The following is a 17,646-nucleotide window of genomic DNA, read 5'->3' on the forward strand; positions in this document are numbered from 1 at the left end:
GTCGCCGAGGGCGCACGATCCCCGTTCGGCCCTGGCCGCTGCCTCGCGCACCGGCGATACTTGCTCGTCCGGCGGGCCGGGGTGCCCGGCGATCGGGGGAATCGATGACGGTGCAGGAGCGCGAGCGGCCCGACGGCGGCCCGAGTTTCCTGGTCACCCTGCTGCGCCGGGGCACGCCCGCGCTGGCCGCGGCGACCACCGGGCTGTCCGACGAGGTCGCCGATCCGACCCCGGTGCGGGCGCTGCGGCGGATCTCCCGGATGGCCGGTCCGGTCGATCCGGGTTTCCAGGACAACCTGCTGCTGCGCGCGGCCCGTTACGTGGCGCTGGTCCCGCCGGCCTACCGGCTGATCGCGGTACCCGGGCAGTTCTTCGGTTACCTCGCCGCGCACGGCTCGGCCGGGCTGGCGCCGGTCGCGCTGGTTGCCGCCGGCTCGGTCGCGCTGAGCCTGTCCGGCGTCTTCTGGATGCTGCGCGGAGCGCCGTTCCGCAGCGACCGTACCGCCTGGCTGCTGGCCGGGGATTTGGTCGCCACGCTGGTGTTCGAGCTGGTCATCGGCGCGACCGTGCCGAACGGGGCGTTCCACGACGCGCTCGCCGTCGCGGACAAGCACTTGCTCGGCAACATCGCGTTGCTGACGCTCGCCGTCGGGATTCCGGCCGGGCTGGGGCCGGCTGCGCTGAGCTTCCCGGTGCGGCTGCTGGCGGGCGTGATCAACAGTGGGCAGGCCGATCTCGAGCAGGCCGGATCGCTGTACCCGCCGATGTTCGGGGTGCTGTTCACCGCGGTCGGCGCGCTGATCATGCTCGGTCTCGGTACCCGGCTCGCGCTGGCCTACGGCATCCGCAACGGGCGGCTCGCCGAACGCGCGCGGCAGCATCGGATGCTGCACGACACCGTGCTGCAGACCTTGGAGGCGATCTCGCTCGGTCCGGCCGACGCGCCGGGCCGGTTGGCAGAGGTGCAGCGGCTGGCTCGCGCGCAGGCCATGCAACTGCGGCAGACCATCGAGGCGGCCGCCGCGCACGAGACCGAGGAGCGTTCGCGGCCGCTGGGCGCGAAGCTCACCGCGCTGGCCGCGGAGATGGCGCGCGACGGGTTGCGGGCGCAGCTGGTGGTCTCGGAACTGGACGAGGACACCTTGTCCGAGGTCCGGCAGATCGCGATCCGCGACGCGGTCCGGGAGGCCATGCGCAACACGATGAAGCACTCCGGCACCGACCAGGTGGTGGTCCGGGTCGAGGAACGCGACGGCGGGATCGCGGTGATCATCCGGGACCACGGCACCGGGTTCAGCGCGCAGGACCGCCCCGCCGGCTTCGGCATCAGCGAGTCGATCACCGCCCGGCTGGCCGAGGTGGGCGGCACCGCGTGGGTGGAATCGAGTCCGGGCAGCGGAACGAGGGTGACGTTATGGGTGCCGAACTGAACGGGGTGGCCGGTGCGCTGGCCGCCTATCGCGACGGGGATCCGACGGCGGCCGCGCGGCTCGCCGGCCGGTCCGGCACCCGGCTCGGGGCCGAGCTGGCGCACTACCTCGGCCGCGCCGGCGCCGGTTCGGTCTACGACCAGCCCGCGGCGTTCACCGCGTTCATCCGCGGCGGCGGCAATGTGCGGTTGTACGAGCGGCTGAGCGAGGAACTGGCCACGACGTACGACGAGCTGCGGCCGGCCGCGATGCTGGATCTCGGCTGCGGGGACGGGCTCGCGGTCGCGCCCGCGTTGTCCCGCGCGCGGTTCCGGCCGACGCGGATCGACCTCGTCGAGCCCTCGGCGACGCTGCTGTCCGCGGTCGAAGTGCCTGGTGCGCAACGGTTCGCGCGGACCGCGCAGGAGTTCCTCGCCGCGAAAGGTTCCACGTGGAACCTTGCGCAATCGACCTTCGCCCTGCAGTCGATCCCGCCGGCCGACCGGGCGGAAGTGCTGCGGACCCTGTGCCCGCGAACCGGCCGGCTGCTGCTCGCCGAGTTCGACGTCCCGGCGGAACCGGCGGACCAGACGGGGCACCTGCGTTCCCTGGCCGAGCGGTACGAACGGGGTCTCGCCGAGTACGCCGAGCAGGCTTCCCTTGTCGCGCAAGGGTTTCTGCTGCCCGTACTGCTCGGCGTGGTGACCGGGGAGAGCCGCACGAACTGGGAGCACCCGGCCACGGACTGGGCCGGACAGCTGACTGCCGCCGGGTTCACCGAGGTGACCATCACCCCGCTCGCGGACTACTGGTGGTCGCCCGCGGTGCTGCTCACCGCCCGCGGTTCACAGCCGGGATAGCGCCCCGGCCTCCACGTGCTGTGCGATCGGCCGCGGCAGCAGGTACGCGATGGCGCCACCGGGCTGCGGTCCCCACGGCGCCGTGACTCCGGTGAGTACCCGGACGGTGCGCTGCACGCGGTATTCGTGCCGTTCGCGCTCCCGGTCCGCGGTCAGCGAGGTCTCCACGAACCGCGTGCCCGCCGCGTGCACCAGGTTGCCGTGGTCATTGCCGAACCGGACGACCTTCGTACCCGCGGGCAGCGCGACCAGCCGTTTGGCTCGGTAGAACGAAAGTGGCGGCTCCCCACGCAGCGGCAGAATCGGCCAGTCGGCGGGCTGGTCGGATTCGTCGGTGCCCGGCACCGGGAGCAGCAGCAGCGTGCCGAGCAGGTACCGTGCCGCGTCCGCGAGCGTGCCGAACGGCACCGGCTCCACCGACGGCGGACGGGAAACCTCCCAGCGGTTGTCCGCTCGCCGCAGGGTCCACACCCCTTCGGCAGGCACCTCGCTCGCGCCGATCCGGTACGCCGACGCGGGCACCCCGTACTCGGCGAGCCGCTGTTCCAGCAGAACCAGGGTTTCGGCCGCACGCAGTGGCCGCGCCGGGTCGCCTTCCCGCAGGGCCTTGGCGAGCCGGCTGTCGTCCGGCAGGTCGGCCGTCGAACGCGGTGGCCGCGGCCTGCCGAGCACATCCGCCTCGGCGGTGGCCCGCACCAGTTCCCGCACCAGCGGCGGGCGGAACCCGGCGGCGCGGATGTGCTCGACCAGCTCCGGCTCCGGCGGCACGCCGTATTTGCGCAGGTAGTGCGGCACCGCGGCGGGCCAGATCCAGGTGCCGTCGGTGTGGAATGCCTGCGGTACGTCCGGCGGGGCGCCGGGCGGGGCGAACAGGTCCGCCTGCGGGGCCGGCCGGTGCAGCACGACCGGCGCGCGGAACAGATAGTCGAGCACTCCGCGCAGCTGATCCGGCGGCACCGGCGGCCGGTTGATCACCGGCCGCTCCCCCTCGTTGTGCCCGTCCACCACGCGGGCCTGGCGGAAGGTGTGCTCCAGCGGGAGCCCGGCCTTGGTGGCCAGCCAGTCCGGCAGATGATTGGGCGTGCGGGGGAACCGGGTCAGCTCGGCCTGATAGGCCTGCAGCGCGGGCCGGTCACCGTCGATCGGCGGCAGCCGCCAGTCGGGTTCGCGGTCGGCGTCGAAGTCGAAATCGAACTGCGATTCGGCGTCGAGGGTGAAGGTGCCCTGGAACCAGGTTCCGCTCTCCGGCTGGTACATCGCCGCGCGCAACTGCGCGAACAGCGAGCTGAGCCGCGGTGACGCGGACAGCGCCACCGACACCGGGCCGTTCTCGTCGCCTACCGCGCGCACCTCCAGCTCGGCGTACGGGCCGATCTGCCGGAACTGCGCGGCCACCTTGGTCCATCCGCCCGGCACCCCGCGCAGCGTGCGGCCGATCGCGCGCAGCAGTTTCGTGTGGTCGCCGCCCCCGGTCGCCGGGTGCGGCTCCGCGTAGTCGTGCCGGGTCTGCCACAGGCCGGTCAGCCGCTTCGCGGGCACGGTCACCGAGAACTCGGTGAGCCCGAGCTGCGCGGCGCGCGCCGAATCGTGCCGCGTCCACCGCAGAGTCAGCTCGGTCTGGTCGCCCGGCGCGATCTCGAACAGCTCGTCCTCGTACTCGCCGTGGCTGCGCAGATCGAAGGTCGCGGGCACCTCGTTCGCGAGCACCAGCCGGGCCGGACGTCCCTCGTGGTCGCGGTCGAAGTCCTCGGGTACTTCCTCGTCCGGCAGCACGGTCAGCAGCAGCGTCCCGTCGGTGGTCGACCGCTGGGCCGCAAAAGTGCGATCTTCCAGCTGGACGTACAGACCGTCAGGGCGTTCGCTCGCCTCTACCCGGTAGCGCACTCTGCTTCCTCCCCGAAACCCCAGTGTGAGCGGCATCGAACTTAGCCGAGTCCGCCACCGCACGCCGACGAGGTGGTCGAATCGGGCGGTTGTCGCCGGTGCGCGGGGTCAGTGCCTCGGGTAGCGCTGCGACCAGGTGGTGCCGAGCTGCTGCAAGGCCGATCGGCGGTCGAAATGCCACAGCGCGTCCGTGGCCAGCTGCTCGATCAGGTGATGCAGCTCCAGCTGCTCGATCCACTTGGCGGGCAGGCCGGGGATGCCGACCCGGGCGCCCAGCAGCGCCCCGGTGAGTGCCCCGGTCAGCGCACTGCGCCCGGAGTGGTTCACCCCGCGCAGCAACGCCTGTTCGGGGTAGTTCTCGAAGCCCGACAGCGCGGCGAACGCGCGCCCGAGCACCGGCAGCGTGCCCAGCCCGTCGCCGATCAGCTCCGGCATCCGCAGGTCCGGCAGGCCGTGTTCGCCGAAGAACGGCACCGATTCGGCCACCATCGCCTGCACGGCCGCCCAGCCGGGACCGGACTGCGGGTGATCCGTGAGCACCTCCCGGGCCAGGTTCCACACCGGGTAGCTGAACGAGTCTTTGGTCAGCGCCAGCTCGAACAGCCAGGCCAGGAAGGTGGCCGCGGCCACGTCCTCCTCCTGCCGGTGGGTCACCGTCACCAGGTCGTACACGACCTGCGCGACACCGCCGCTGAAGCCGGTGCCGGGTCCGGCTGCGGTGAGCACCGCGGGCAGCGCGCCGATCAGCGCCGCGGGACCGATCATCGGAGCTGCCTGCGGTGCTTGGGTGACCAGTGCGTGGTACGCGTTGAGCTCGGCGTCGTCGGCGCCGCGGCGGACGTGCAGATCGGGCACCTTCACGAGCCAGCCGTCGGTGTGCTCCAGCGGCGCGCCCTGGGTGTGGAGCCAGCGCAGCAGCGAACCGCGCACGACGCAGGGGAAGAGCTGCTCGATGTTGCGCGATTCCGGCTGTTCCCGGTGTGGGCTGCGGATCACCGCCTCGGTGTAGAACAGCAGCCGCTGGGTCAGCGAGCCGATCCGGCCGGGCTGGTCGAACGCGATCGGCAGGTCCGTGACGCCGTCCGGACCGAAGCGGGCGACCAGCTCGTCGAGCCGCATCCGGTCCACCGCGGTGCCCAGCGCCTCGCCGAGCGCGAACCCGGCATACGCGCCGACGACGCGCTGCCAGCCGTAGCGGAAGTTCTCCAGCTCCGGCAGCGGGTACTTGCCGAAGGTGTCCAGCCGAGGCACGACTCGGCCCTCGTTGTCCCAGGACGGGGCGAGTCCGTCTGCGCCGAGTTCGTTCGGCATGCCGGGCACCGGCTCGGGTTGTTCGAGCCGCCGCAGCCAAGACTGGCCGAGGACCGTCCGGCGGCATTCCTCGGTGGTCAGCTCGAAACCGTGCCGGCGGGCACGTTCCGCGGCGGTGGTGGGCGGCTCGACCGGCGTGGCCAGCCCCATCTGCTCCGCGGTGTCCGCGGCCAGCTGGGCCAGGTCCTCCTCCGCTTCCGGGCAGCGGCCGTGCCGGTCCACCCGCGGTTCGCCGCGTGGGAAACGCCGGGCCGCGTCCGCTAGCTCCGGCCCGGTGACGTCCTCGAAAGTGGCCGGGCCGCCGTTGATCACCAGGTTCGGCGGGTGCTCGAACTCGGCGAGGGTGGCAAGATCAACGTGCCACCAGGCGTGTTCCCGGGAGGGCAGGTGCCGGGTCGAGCTGAACACGCGCAGCTCGTTGCGTTCCTCGGAGAAGTAGAACCGGTCTGTGGACCCGGTTTCGACGTCCAGCGGGACGTACACGGTGCAGCGCAACAGGCCGATCAGCAGCTGCTCACGGGAGAGCCAGCCGACGCCGGCGAAGGCCAGCAGGGTCTCCAGGTTGTTCTCCGGCTTGGGGTAACCGCGGCGGATCGGCCCGGCGCGGTAGGCCGGGTTCTCCCGTTCCTGCCCGGTCTGCTGGCCGTCGTTGTCCACCTTCACCCAGCCGGCCACCGCGGGCAGCGGCACGCCCAGCTCACCGAACCCGGCCTTCACGTATTCCGGGTCGACCACCTCACGCCAGCTCTCCTGGCCGGGATATGCCACCGGGGTGCTGAGCCCGCCCGGCGACGGATGCGCCTGGCGCAGCTCGCCGTCCGGCTCGCGCACGACCACCGACGGCGCTGGGAAGAGCTCCTTGTCCGGACGGCCGTCGTCGAGAAAGGCGACCGTGTTGTAGGGGATGGACCAGCCTTCCGGGACCCGCAGCACGCGGTCGTGGTCGACGCGCAGGCCACCGGGACCGGCGACCGTGGGGCCGTGCACGGCACGCAGCCAGTCGCCGACCTTCTCCATCGCTTCCGCCGCTTCCACCTACTCGATCCTTTCCAGGCTCCCGTCGGACTCGTGCTCCGCGATCGGCTTCGGCAGGACATACGCCACCGCGCCACCCGGCAGGTTCGCCCAGGGCACCGTGACTCCGATAATCACGTAAAGTGATCGTCGGAGCCGAAAAGTGGTGGTCACTCGCTCTCGTTCGAGTGGCAGTGACGTTGTGGCGAACCGTACCTCCTGCTGATGGACCAGGTTGCCGGGCTCTTCCCCGAATCGCAGGACGACGGTACCTGTCCCCAATCGGGTGAGTCTCTTGTTTCTCAGCAGCGTGAGGGGAGGGTCACCCGGGGTGGGCTGGATGGGCCAGTCGCAGACTTCTTTCGCCGTCTCCAGCGGGGTCTCGCGCCCCCCGGTCGCACGGGCCGGATACAGCAGCAGCGCGCCGAGCAGCTGCTGCGCGGCCGAGGCGAGGTCCGGAAACTGGTGCGCGGCACCGTCCGGCGCGGTCACCAGCCAGCCGGAGCCGCCCCGGTACAGACTCCAGGCGCCGGGCTCGGGCGCCCTGATCCGGTAGGCCTGCGGCCACACGCCGAGCGCGTCGAGCCGGTTTTCGAGCTGGGCCAGCAGCTGTTCGTCGGTCAGCTCGGGCTCGGGGTCCGTTTCCAGCTCGGCGGCCAGATCGGCGGCGGTCGGCGCCACCTCGGCCGGCTCCGGCCGGGGCCGCGGACGGCCGGTGAGATCCGCTTTCGCGGTGCGGCGCAGCAAAGGCGCCACATGCGGGGGCTGGAAGCCCTGCTCCCGCATGTGTGTCAGGAACGCCGGTTCCGGCGGGATGCCGTGCCGGCGAAGCTGGCCGGCCACTTCGGCCGGCCAGATCCAGGTGCCGTCGGTCCGGTGTCCCGCGCCGACCTCGGCCTCGCGTTCCAGGTACTGCAGCACGAGCGGGCGTTCCTCGGGCGCGAGCGCCGGGCGCTGCGTAGCGCCCGAGGCGGGACGGGCGTGCCGGAATTCGAAGGCGAGTGGCAAGCCCACCCGCAGCCGCCACCAGTCCGGGATGTACGCGTCCTCGCGCGGAAACGTGGCCAGCTCGTCGCGGTAGACCGACGCCGGGGGCGGGGTGATCCACGACGGGTCGACGTCGGAATAGAAGTCGAAACCGAACGAGCCGTCCGGGGACAGCACGTACCGGGCCTGCAGCCAGGTACCGCGGCCGTGCCGGTACATCCCGGCCCGCAGAATGGCGAATCGCTCGATGATCCCGGTGCTCGCCTCGGTGTTGCCCGGCCGCACCTCCAGGTAGTCGCCGAGCTGGGCGAACCCGATGCCGGCCGGGGTGGACGGCGCGGACTGCCGGGCGCGTACGAGCCGCCCGATCTCGGCGAGCAAGGTGTGCTGCTCGCTCTCGGTGAGTGTCGATTCCACGTGAATCAGGGTTCAGGAACCGCGCCGGCGATTCTGCGGCACGGCCCCCCGCGGGCGTACCCGGCGGGGCGTCGGCCGTGGCGCGGGCATCGGGTGCCCACCGCTCTCCGGCCGGTCCGGGATTCCGGTCAGCTGCTGCACCAGCGTCTGCACGGTGGCCGCGAGCTGCGCCGGCGTGGTGCGTTCGAAGGCGTCCGGCGCGAACTCGAGCCTGCCGAGCGTGCCCACCCCGCTCACGGTCGCCCGGACCAACCCGTCCGGTGAGGTCAGCACGTGCGATGTGACCTCAAGGCGCCCATGGTCGTCGCCCGCAGTCGTCACGGCGTCCCCTCGGGTTTGGTCAACTGGGCCGATTGTCACTCTTTCGAGTAACGCGGTCAGCGTAAGGCCTGGCACCGGGTCATGACCCGGGCTCCGGTCCAACGGTTTGCGGCAGCGAATCCTGTCCACCGCCGCCGCCCGGAGAAGGCGAACCGACGCACTCGATCGCCTCTCGGCGGCTTTGCACAGTGTGGCTCCAGCCGGACGGTATTCCACAAAGGCGGTTCTTCAGTGAGCCCGGGGGACACGAAGTGCGCCGGTCCACTGTGCCCAACGAGGCCGATGTGGCTGGTGTTCCCGTGCCGGGAGGATTTCCCGGCACCGGGAGTGGGATCATGGCAGGCGTGCCAGCGGACGCCGAAGTCGAACCGGGAACGCTCCTGGTCGCCGCCCCCACGATGTTCGACCCGAACTTCAAGCGGACCGTGGTGTTCGTGATCGATCATCGTGCCGAGGGCACGCTCGGGGTGGTGCTGAACCGCCCGAGTGACGTCCCGGTGCACGACGTGCTGCCCGGCTGGGGTGGGCACGTCGCCCAGCCGCAGTCGGTGTTCGTCGGCGGGCCGGTGGAGAAGAAGACCGCGCTGTGCCTGGCCGCGCTGCGGACCGGCGAGACCGCGGCGAGCGTGCCCGGGGTGATCGCGGTCCGCGGCCCGGTGGCGCTGGTGGACTTGGACACCGACCCGGACGTGCTGGTGCCGAAGGTGCGTGGCGTGCGGGTGTTCGCCGGCTACGCGGGCTGGGACTCGGGCCAGCTGGCGAGCGAGATCGAACGGGAGGACTGGGTGATCGTGCCCGCCCTGCCCAGCGACATCCTCGCCTCGCCGGACCACGATCTGTGGGGACAGGTGCTGCGCCGGCAGGGCGTCCCGCTGGCGCTGCTGGCCACCCACCCCGGCGACCTCCAGCGCAACTGACCTCGTCACAAGGCTGTGAAGGGCCCCTTCACGGAACTTCGAGGAACTCAGGATCCGTCGGTTTTCGACAGGACGCCGCAGCCGCCGGCACCGCAGGCGCAGCCGCTGCATCCGGCCGGAGCGGCCGGCGCGGGGGCGGGCACGCTCAGGGCGGCGCGGGCGCCGAGCCGGGCACCGGCGACGACCATCGCCAGCAGGCCGAGCAGGCCGACGACGGCGGCCGCGATGAGCCCGGCGGTGGTGGGCATGGCCAGCCCGGCCAGCCCGGCGACGATCGCGACCGCGCCGCCGGCCAGCGTCGGGATGCCGGCCACGCGGTTCGCCAGCTTGAACGCGGCCTCGCTGCGCAGCGAAGCCGCCGTGCGGACCCCGGTCCCGCCGGCGCGGGTCAGCCGTTCGCGGACGCCGAGGAAGCCACCCCAGCCGACGACGGCACCGAGCACGATCGGGACGAGCGCGATTGCGAACACCCGCAAAGGATAAGCGTGACCTCCTGGCAACGTGGTGGATACCCTCGTCGGCTGTGCTGCAGACCATGTCCTCCTCCACGCGTCGCCGGGCGCTGGTCACCGCCGGGTTGCTGGCCGGTGCCCTGCTGACGGCTCCGGCGGCGAGCGCCGCCGAACGTCCGATCCGGTTGCTCGGTGAGCAGACCGTGCCGCACAACCTCCAGTTCCAGGGCACCACCGTCGGTGGGCTGTCCTCGATCGACTACGACCCGCGGACCGGCGAGTACGCGTTCATCTGCGACGACCGTTCCGCGATCAACCCCGCCCGCTTCTACACCGCGAAGTTCTCCGTCGACCGCCACGGCCTCGGCCCGGTGACCTTCACCGGCACCAAGCCGCTGCTGCGCCCGGACGGCACGCCCTACCCGCCGTTGGCGCAGAACGATCCGTCCGCGCCGCAGAACGAGCAGACGATCGACCCCGAAGAGCTGCGCGTGGACCCGTGGACCGGGCACTACGTGTGGTCGCAGGAGGGCGACCGGCTGACCGATCCCCCGAACCTGATCCAGCCGTCCATCCGGGAAGCCACCCGCGACGGCCGTTACCTGCGGGATCTGCCGCTGCCCGCGAACGAGCGGATGACCCCGGACGCCGGCCCGCGCCGAAACTACGTGCTCGAAGGGCTCGCCTACACCGGCTTCGGCACGTTGCTGGCCAGCGAGATCGAGGCCCCGCTGCTGCAGGACGGCCCGCCGCCCACGCCGACGTCGGGTGCGCTTTCGCGGATGACGCTGCAGACCCGCGGCGGCCAGGTGCTCGCGCAATACGCCTATCCGCAGGAAAAGCTGTTCGCCACTCCGGTGCCCGCCAACGGGTTCGCTGACACGGGGGTGTCCTCGATGCTCGCGGTGGACCAGGCCGACCCGACGAAGTTCCTGATGATGGAGCGTTCCTTCGTGACCGGTGTCGGCAACAAGGTGCGGGTCTTCGAAGTGGACACGAAGGGCGCCACGAACGTGGTGCACACGCCTTCGCTGGCCACGGCGAAGATCAAGCCGGTCAAGAAGAAGCTGCTGCTCGACTTGTCCGACTTGCCGGTGTCGAAGGTGGACAACGTGGAGGGGCTGACCTGGGGGCCGCGGCTGCCCGGCGGCGAACGCAGCCTGATCTTCGTGAGCGACAACAACTTCTCCGCGTCGCAGGTGACTCAGCTCATCGCCGTGGCGGTCCCGTCCGAACGGCTTTGACCTGGCCGTTAGACTGCACCCATGAACATGGCTCGGCTGCTCCTTGGCCGGCCGCGCTGAGCTGGTCGAAATGACCCGGCCGGTGCGGCGGACCCCTCATGCCCTCGAGGCCTGGGGGGTCGAGTTGTTTCTGGGAGTGGCTCGACACGGAGGAAGACGGCGATGACAGGGTCCAGTGAGACCGGCACGGCCCAGAGCCGGGCGGGCGAGGAGCACACCCCGCCGTTCCGCTACACCGCGGAACTGGCCGGGCAGATCGAGCAGCGCTGGCAGGACCACTGGTCCGACCACGGCACCTATCACGCGCCGAACCCGGTCGGGCCGCTCGCCGAGGACGGCGAACCGGCGGGCTCGGACAAGCTGTTCGTGCAGGACATGTTCCCCTACCCGTCCGGTTCCGGCCTGCACGTCGGGCATCCGCTCGGCTACATCGGCACCGACGTGTACGCGCGCTACCACCGGATGATCGGCCGGAACGTGCTGCACACGCTGGGCTACGACGCGTTCGGCCTGCCCGCCGAGCAGTACGCGGTGCAGACCGGCACGCATCCGCGCGTCACCACCGAGCAGAACATCGCCACCATGCGCCGTCAGCTGCGGCGGCTGGGGCTCGGCCACGACGAGCGTCGCTCGATCGAGACCATCGACCCGGACTACTACCGCTGGACGCAGTGGATCTTCCTGCAGATCTTCAACTCCTACTACGACGAGGACGCGCGCAAGGCCCGCCCGATCGGGGAGCTGGAGAAGGCCTACGCGAACGGCGCGCGGGCGACTCCGGACGGCCGGGCGTGGGGCGAGCTGAGCCAGGTCGAGCAGCGCAAGATCATCGACGGCCATCGGCTGGTCTACATCTCCGAGGCGCCGGTGAACTGGGCGCCCGGGCTGGGCACCGTGGTGGCCAACGAGGAGGTGACCTCCGACGGCCGCAGTGATCGCGGGAACTTCCCGGTGTTCCGCAAGAACCTGCGCCAGTGGATGATGCGGATCACCGCCTACGCCGACCGCCTGGTCGACGACCTGGACCTGCTGGACTGGCCGGAGAAGGTCAAGTCCATGCAGCGCAACTGGGTCGGCCGCTCGCAGGGCGCGCGGGTGTCCTTCCCCGCCGGGGGCGAGAAGATCGAGGTCTTCACGACCCGGCCGGACACCCTGTTCGGCGCCACCTACATGGTGATCGCGCCGGAGCACCCGCTGGTGGCGAAGCTGACCGCGGCGCAGTGGCCGGGCGAGCACCCGCAGAGCTGGACCGGCGGCGCGGCGACTCCCGCCGAGGCGATCGCCGCCTACCGCTCCGCCGCGGCCCGCAAGTCCGATCTGGACCGCCAGGAGAACAAGGAGAAGACCGGCGTCTTCACCGGCACCTACGCGGTGAACCCCGTCAACGGCACCGAGATCCCGGTCTTCGTCGGCGACTACGTGCTGATGGGCTACGGCACCGGCGCGATCATGGCGGTGCCCGCGCAGGACCAGCGGGACTACGACTTCGCCAAGAAGTTCGAGCTGGACATCATCCGCACCGTCGACCCCGGCCCGGACTTCGACGGCGAGGCGTTCACCGGCGAGGGCCTGGCGATCAACTCGGCCAACGATTCGGTGAGCCTCGACGGCATGGGCGTCGCCGACGCGAAGAAGACGATCATCGCCTGGCTGGAGGACCGCGGCGCGGGCGAGGGCACCGTGCAGTACAAGCTGCGCGACTGGCTGTTCGCCCGGCAGCGTTACTGGGGCGAGCCGTTCCCGATCGTCTACGACGAGAACGGGCTGCCGATCGCGCTGCCCGAGGACCAGCTGCCGGTGGTGCTGCCCGAGGTCGAGGACTACTCGCCGAAGACCTTCGACCCCGACGACGCCGATTCCGAGCCCTCCCCACCGCTGTCGCGGGCCACCGACTGGGTCGAGGTCACCCTGGACCTCGGCGACGGGCCGAAGAAGTACCGCCGCGACACCAACGTGATGCCGCAGTGGGCCGGCTCGTGCTGGTACCAGCTGCGCTATGTCGACCCGACGAATCCCGACGTGTTCTGCGCGCCGGAGAACGAGGCCTACTGGATGGGCCCGCGTCCGGCCGAGCACGGGGTGGACGACCCGGGTGGTGTCGACCTGTACGTCGGCGGCGTCGAGCATGCCGTGCTGCACCTGCTGTACTCCCGGTTCTGGCACAAGGTGCTGTACGACCTGGGGCACGTGTCGTCGAGGGAGCCGTACCGGCGGCTGTACAACCAGGGTTACATCGAGGCGTTCGCCTACACCGATGAGCGCGGCGTGTACGTGGCGGCGGACGAGGTTGTCGAGCGCGACGGCAAGTTCTTCCTGGGTGACCAGCCGGTCCGCCAGGAATACGGGAAAATGGGCAAGAGCCTGAAGAACGTCGTCACGCCGGACGAGATGTCGCAGGCGTACGGCGCGGACACCTTCCGGCTGTACGAGATGTCCATGGGCCCGTTGGACATGTCCCGTCCGTGGGCGACCAAGGACGTGGTCGGTGCGCACCGGTTCCTGCAGCGGTTGTGGCGGCTGCTCGTCGACGAGCAGTCCGGTGAGCTGCGGGTCAGCGCCGACGAGGCGACCGAGGCGGACCGGAAGCTGTTGCACCGCACCATCGCCGGGGTTCGTGAGGACTACGCGGAGATGCGGTTCAACACCGCGGGCGCGAAGCTGATCGAGCTGAACAACCACCTGACCAAGGCCTACGGCGCGGCCGCGGCGACCCCGCGGGAGCTGGCCGAACCGCTGGTCCTGCTGCTGGCTCCGCTGGCCCCGCACGTCGCCGAGGAGCTGTGGCACCGGCTGGGGCACGTGGACTCGCTGGTGCACGGCCCGTTCCCGGTGGTCGACGAGAAGTACCTGGCCGACGACGCGGTCGAGTACCCGGTCCAGGTCAACGGCAAGGTCCGTGCCCGCATCACGGTGCCCGCGGACGCGGCGGGCGAGGCGGTACAGGCCGCCGCGCTGGCCGAGGAGAAGATCGCGGCGCTGGTCGGGGACAAGACTCCGCGCAAGGTGATCGTGGTGCCGGGCCGGCTGGTCAACATCGTGCTGTAGCAGCGGCGGACCGGGATCCCACGCGGGTCCCGGTCCGTCCATTGTGGACAGTCGCGGTGAGCTGGTGCATTCCGCCCCCGGCCACCGTCGCGGGTCGGTAATGTGCCGTCCGTGCGTAACCGATGGACCACCACGGCCGCCCTCGCCGCGGCGGCCCTGGCCTTGCTTTCCGGCTGTGCGGTGGCGCCGGCCCCGGCACCGGGGAAACCGGCACCGCGGCTGCCCGCCGATTCGGTGGCGTACGACGAGCTTCCGGTCATCACCACGCGGCCGAAGCTCTTTCCCGGCGACTGTTCCCAGTTCGACCGGGACCCGCAGCTGACCCAGCGGCTGCAGGGCCGGTCACCGCGCTTCAACTCGTTCGTCAAGGCCTGCGTGCTGCTCCGCTCGGCAGGCACCCAGGTCGAGATCGGCAGCACCGATCCGGACCGGCGCCTGCCGCAACCGTGGATCGGCTACTGGAAGGCCTATTCCTACGGCCTCTACCATTTCCGGCGCATCCTCGTGCTGGACCGCTACTACGCGGTCTCCCAGCTCGATCAGAACGGCTGCCTGGTCGCGGTGAACATCGGCGCCGCGCAGGTCGTCACGGTCCGGGTCGGTGCGCAGCCACCGGTCACCGGGGGCTACGAGAACATGCCCCGGCCCGGCGACAGCGTCGAGCAGGACCGCCGGATGGCGAACGCCTTCTGCCCGGACGCGGTGCGGGCCGCCGAGACCTACCTGAACGAGGTCGATCCCGGCGGCGGCTCGCTGGCGAGCTGATCAGGCGGCTTCCCGCGTGCCCGCTCGCCAGATGCCCGCCCCGGCCAGTCCCAGCCACAGCAGCAGCGAGGTGACCAGCGCGAGCGGGCCGTGCTTGGCGATGCCGCTCAGCTGCCGGGCCGGTTCGATCGGGTCGACCCAGCCCGCGTAGTCCTTGCCGGTCTGCAGGAATCCGAACAGCAGCGACACCAGCACATAGGCGGTGATCGCCCCGGCGGTGTTCGGGATCAGCCAGCCGATGGTGACCGCGAGCAGAGTCATCGCGAACGTGCCGATGGCGACGGCGGCGAGGATCGCGCCGGTCCGGTAGCCGAGCAGGAACTCGATGTCGTGTGCTTCGAGCTGGTTGCGGTAGTAAGCGAAGACCAGCAGCACCTGCAGGCCGAAGATCACCAGCCAGCTGCCCATCGCGATGGTGGCCTGCGCGAGGACGTAGCGCAGCCGCGAAGGCTGGGCCAGCAGCGTTGGCTGCGCGCTGCGGTAGTGCCATTCCGCGGCGATCAGCTTGACCAGCACGACGTTCATCAGCACCGCGGCCATCCGGATGGTGACGAACACCGGGGTGAGCTGGTGCTCGGTGGTGAGGGAGCGCCCCGAACCGCTGAGGAACAGCAGCGCGGCCGGCGCCAGTACGAGCGGGCCCGCGATCACCAGGATCTTGTCCGCGACGGTGGCGGTCATCTTGCGCAGCTCGACCGCCAGCAGCGTGCCGAACGACGCGCGCCGCTGCGCGGCCAGCTGCCAGGACGGCTGCTGCGCGACGGGTGCCTGCACCGGGATCATCGGCCACCTCCGGTGAGCCGGAAGAAGAGTTCTTCCAGATTCTGTTGTTCCTCGCGCAGTTCCAGTACCTGCACGCGGGCGCCGAACGCGAGGTCGGAGACCTGCCGCAGTGGTGCGGCCACGGACATTCCGTCCGGGCCGTCCGGGCGTGCCTCCAGCCGGGCCTGGTGCAGCGCGCTGCCCAGCCGGGCGGGGTCGGTGGTGCGGATCAGCGTGCGGGCCGGGCCGGCGAAGCTCTCCAGCGGGCCGTCCGCGACCACCCGGCCGTGCCCGATCATCACCACCCGGTCCGCGGTTTGGTCCACTTCGGACAGCACGTGGCTGGACAGCAGCACGGTCCCGCCGCGGGCCGCGTAACCGCGCAGCAGCTGCCGGGTGGCGCGGATCCCGTCCGGGTCGAGCCCGTTGATCGGCTCGTCGAGGATGAGCATCGGCGGGGCGGTCAGCAGTGCCTGCGCGATGCCGAGCCGCTGCCGCATGCCGAGGCTGTACTTGCCGATCCGCCGGTTCGCCGCGTCGGTGAGGCCGACCTCCGCGAGCACCTGGTCGACCCTGGCCACGGGCAGCCGCATCAGCTTCGCGGCGTTGCGCAGGTGGTGCCTTCCGGTGCGGCCGGGATGTACCGCCGACGCGTCGAGCAGGACTCCGGCCACGTGCGCCGGATTGGACCACTGCCCGTACCGGCGCCCGGCGATCGTGGCGCTGCCCGAGGTCGGGGCGGTGAGCCCGCAGATCATCCGCAGCGTGGTGGACTTGCCGGCGCCGTTCGGGCCGAGGAACGCGGTGACCGTGCCCGGCTGCAACGCGAACGACACGGTGTCGACCACGCGACGGCCGCCGTAGACCTTCACCAGCTCCTGGACGTGCAGCACTCAGGTTCCCTCCCCGATCCCGTCCGGATCTTGGCACATCCGGGTCTCGGGGCCGGGGCGAACCGGTGGATTACCGGCCCGGCTGGAGAAAGTTCGCGGCCGGTGGCGCGTTGACCGGGGCGCCGCCGGCGCCGATCACTCGGGGGGCTACGTGATCGGCGCCGGCGACCCGGTGCCCTTCCCGGTGCGCTTCCGGTCCAGGCAACGTCACCGTCTTGAGATCAGTGACGCTTGTCGAGAGTGACGCCCGTTGTCGAAGTGACGCCTGGGGGATCAGGATCCCCCGATCGAGTGACGGGCGGGCACTGCTCGCCTGATTGTCGCATCGGACGGCGAGAAAGTTACAAAACTCTTCACTTTTAGACAGCAAAGAGTGGCGGACCGGACACTCTGGGCTCGTATCGGCTCATGGCAGAGTGGCGGTCATGAGCGCTGTGCTGGTGGTCGGTTCCGCGAACGCCGATCTGGTGGTACCGGTCGACCGCCGGCCCGCGGGCGGCGAGACGGTGCTGGGCGGCGACACCGTGGTGTCCCCTGGTGGCAAGGGTGCGAACACCGCCGTCGCGGCCGCGCGGCTCGGCGCGGACGTCGCCCTCCTCGGTGCGGTCGGGGATGACGACCACGGCCGGTTGCTGCGTGCGTCGCTGGCCGATGCCGGGGTCAGCGCACGGTATTTACGGACCGTTGACCGGCCGACCGGTGTCGCCTACATCACAGTCACTCCGGACGGCGAGAACTCGATTCTCGTCTCCCCCGGCGCCAATTCGGCGCTGGCGCCCGGTGACCTGACCGAGGACGTGTTCGACGGTGCCCTCGTCGTGGTCCTGTCGCTGGAAGTGCCGCTGCCCACAGTCGAAAGTGCGGTCGCCCGTGCCGCTGAGAAGGGCGTGCAGGTCCTGGTGAATCTCTCGCCGGCCGCGCGGCTATCCGCCGAAACGCTGGCCGCGCTGGACGTGCTGCTGGTCAACGAGCACGAAGCCGGTTACCTGCTCGGCGCGGACGACGCCGATCCGCGCAAGCTCCTCGAACTCGGCACGCGTGCCGCTGTGGTCACGCGTGGTGCCGCCGGAGCCGTCGTGATCGATAGCGATATGTCGACAGTGGTGGAGTCTCCTCGGGTGACTGCGGTGGACACGACCGGCGCCGGCGATGCGTTCGCCGGCGCGCTGGCCGCCGCGCTCGCCGAGGGGGTCGATCTGGTCGAAGCCGCCCGGCGTGCGGTGCGCGTGGCCGCGATCAGCGTGACCCGGCACGGTGCGCAGCCCTCCTATCCGACGGCCGCCGAGCTGGGCGTGGGATAGCTTCCCGGCGAGACGAGACCGGTTCCGGCAGACTTCGGCCGTGGAGGTGGGCCCCGATGGCAGC

14 protein-coding genes are annotated in these 17,646 nt (G+C 71.1%); 7 read left to right on the forward strand and 7 right to left on the reverse strand.

All coding sequences use genetic code 11. The features are described 5' to 3' along the window. Positions 1-104 precede the first annotated feature (104 nt). Both ATK36_RS16835 and ATK36_RS16840 read left to right on the forward strand, forming a co-directional pair. A complete protein-coding gene (locus ATK36_RS16835; protein WP_098512435.1) occupies positions 105-1,430 on the forward strand; it encodes a sensor histidine kinase in 1,326 nt (441 codons plus the stop codon). Continuing rightward, positions 1,415-2,269 carry a methyltransferase domain-containing protein gene (locus tag ATK36_RS16840; protein WP_098512436.1) on the forward strand — a complete coding sequence of 285 codons (855 nt, stop codon included), beginning with the start codon at positions 1,415-1,417 and terminating at the stop codon, positions 2,267-2,269. Before ATK36_RS16835 ends, ATK36_RS16840 begins: the two co-directional genes overlap by 16 nt. Here ATK36_RS16840 and ATK36_RS16845 read toward each other — a convergent pair. The 4 genes from ATK36_RS16845 to ATK36_RS16860 form a co-directional block, all read right to left on the reverse strand. Further along, the gene (locus ATK36_RS16845; protein WP_098512437.1) at positions 2,255-4,153 is read right to left on the reverse strand and encodes a TNT domain-containing protein; all 1,899 of its coding nucleotides are present in this window, start codon (positions 4,151-4,153) and stop codon (positions 2,255-2,257) included. The genes ATK36_RS16840 and ATK36_RS16845 overlap by 15 nt on opposite strands. A gap of 108 nt (positions 4,154-4,261) precedes the next feature. Then, positions 4,262-6,499: an ADP-ribosylglycohydrolase family protein gene (locus ATK36_RS16850; protein ID WP_098512438.1), complete on the reverse strand. Its 2,238-nt coding sequence runs from the start codon at positions 6,497-6,499 to the stop codon at positions 4,262-4,264. Continuing rightward, positions 6,500-7,882: a TNT domain-containing protein gene (locus tag ATK36_RS16855; RefSeq protein ID WP_098512439.1), complete on the reverse strand. Its 1,383-nt coding sequence runs from the start codon at positions 7,880-7,882 to the stop codon at positions 6,500-6,502. A 12-nt stretch (positions 7,883-7,894) separates the two neighbouring features. Then, positions 7,895-8,203, reverse strand: coding sequence for a YbaB/EbfC family nucleoid-associated protein (locus tag ATK36_RS16860; RefSeq protein ID WP_098512440.1), 309 nt, complete (start codon positions 8,201-8,203; stop codon positions 7,895-7,897). A 335-nt stretch (positions 8,204-8,538) separates the two neighbouring features. On the opposite strand from ATK36_RS16860, the gene ATK36_RS16865 reads away from it, so the two are divergent. After that, the gene (locus ATK36_RS16865; protein WP_170069778.1) at positions 8,539-9,120 is read left to right on the forward strand and encodes a YqgE/AlgH family protein; all 582 of its coding nucleotides are present in this window, start codon (positions 8,539-8,541) and stop codon (positions 9,118-9,120) included. A 47-nt stretch (positions 9,121-9,167) separates the two neighbouring features. On the opposite strand, the gene ATK36_RS16870 is transcribed toward ATK36_RS16865, so the two are convergent. Further along, positions 9,168-9,590, reverse strand: coding sequence for an SdpI family protein (locus ATK36_RS16870; protein ID WP_098512441.1), 423 nt, complete (start codon positions 9,588-9,590; stop codon positions 9,168-9,170). Between the two features lie 65 nt (positions 9,591-9,655). Here ATK36_RS16870 and ATK36_RS16875 point away from each other — a divergent pair, with 65 nt between their 5' ends. The 3 genes from ATK36_RS16875 (at position 9,656) to ATK36_RS16885 (ending at position 14,626) form a co-directional block, all read left to right on the forward strand. After that, positions 9,656-10,816 carry an esterase-like activity of phytase family protein gene (locus ATK36_RS16875; RefSeq protein ID WP_098514942.1) on the forward strand — a complete coding sequence of 387 codons (1,161 nt, stop codon included), beginning with the start codon at positions 9,656-9,658 and terminating at the stop codon, positions 10,814-10,816. A gap of 162 nt (positions 10,817-10,978) precedes the next feature. Further along, a complete protein-coding gene (gene leuS / locus ATK36_RS16880) occupies positions 10,979-13,861 on the forward strand; it encodes a leucine--tRNA ligase (protein WP_245914811.1) in 2,883 nt (960 codons plus the stop codon). 111 nt (positions 13,862-13,972) lie between these two features. Further along, positions 13,973-14,626, forward strand: coding sequence for a hypothetical protein (locus tag ATK36_RS16885; RefSeq protein ID WP_245914813.1), 654 nt, complete (start codon positions 13,973-13,975; stop codon positions 14,624-14,626). On the opposite strand, the gene ATK36_RS16890 is transcribed toward ATK36_RS16885, so the two are convergent. Together ATK36_RS16890 and ATK36_RS16895 are read right to left on the reverse strand one after the other, a co-directional pair. Continuing rightward, complete coding sequence (locus tag ATK36_RS16890; protein ID WP_098512443.1) at positions 14,627-15,409, reverse strand: hypothetical protein; 783 nt, start codon at positions 15,407-15,409, stop codon at positions 14,627-14,629. Continuing rightward, entirely contained in the window at positions 15,406-16,281 is an 876-nt protein-coding gene (locus ATK36_RS16895; protein ID WP_098512444.1) for an ABC transporter ATP-binding protein, read from the reverse strand. Before ATK36_RS16895 ends, ATK36_RS16890 begins: the two co-directional genes overlap by 4 nt. Before the next feature lie 425 nt (positions 16,282-16,706). On the opposite strand from ATK36_RS16895, the gene ATK36_RS16900 reads away from it, so the two are divergent. Further along, positions 16,707-17,582: a ribokinase gene (locus tag ATK36_RS16900; RefSeq protein ID WP_098514944.1), complete on the forward strand. Its 876-nt coding sequence runs from the start codon at positions 16,707-16,709 to the stop codon at positions 17,580-17,582. Positions 17,583-17,646 lie beyond the last annotated feature (64 nt).

This window comes from Amycolatopsis sulphurea (genome assembly GCF_002564045.1).
Classification (GTDB): domain Bacteria; phylum Actinomycetota; class Actinomycetes; order Mycobacteriales; family Pseudonocardiaceae; genus Amycolatopsis; species Amycolatopsis sulphurea.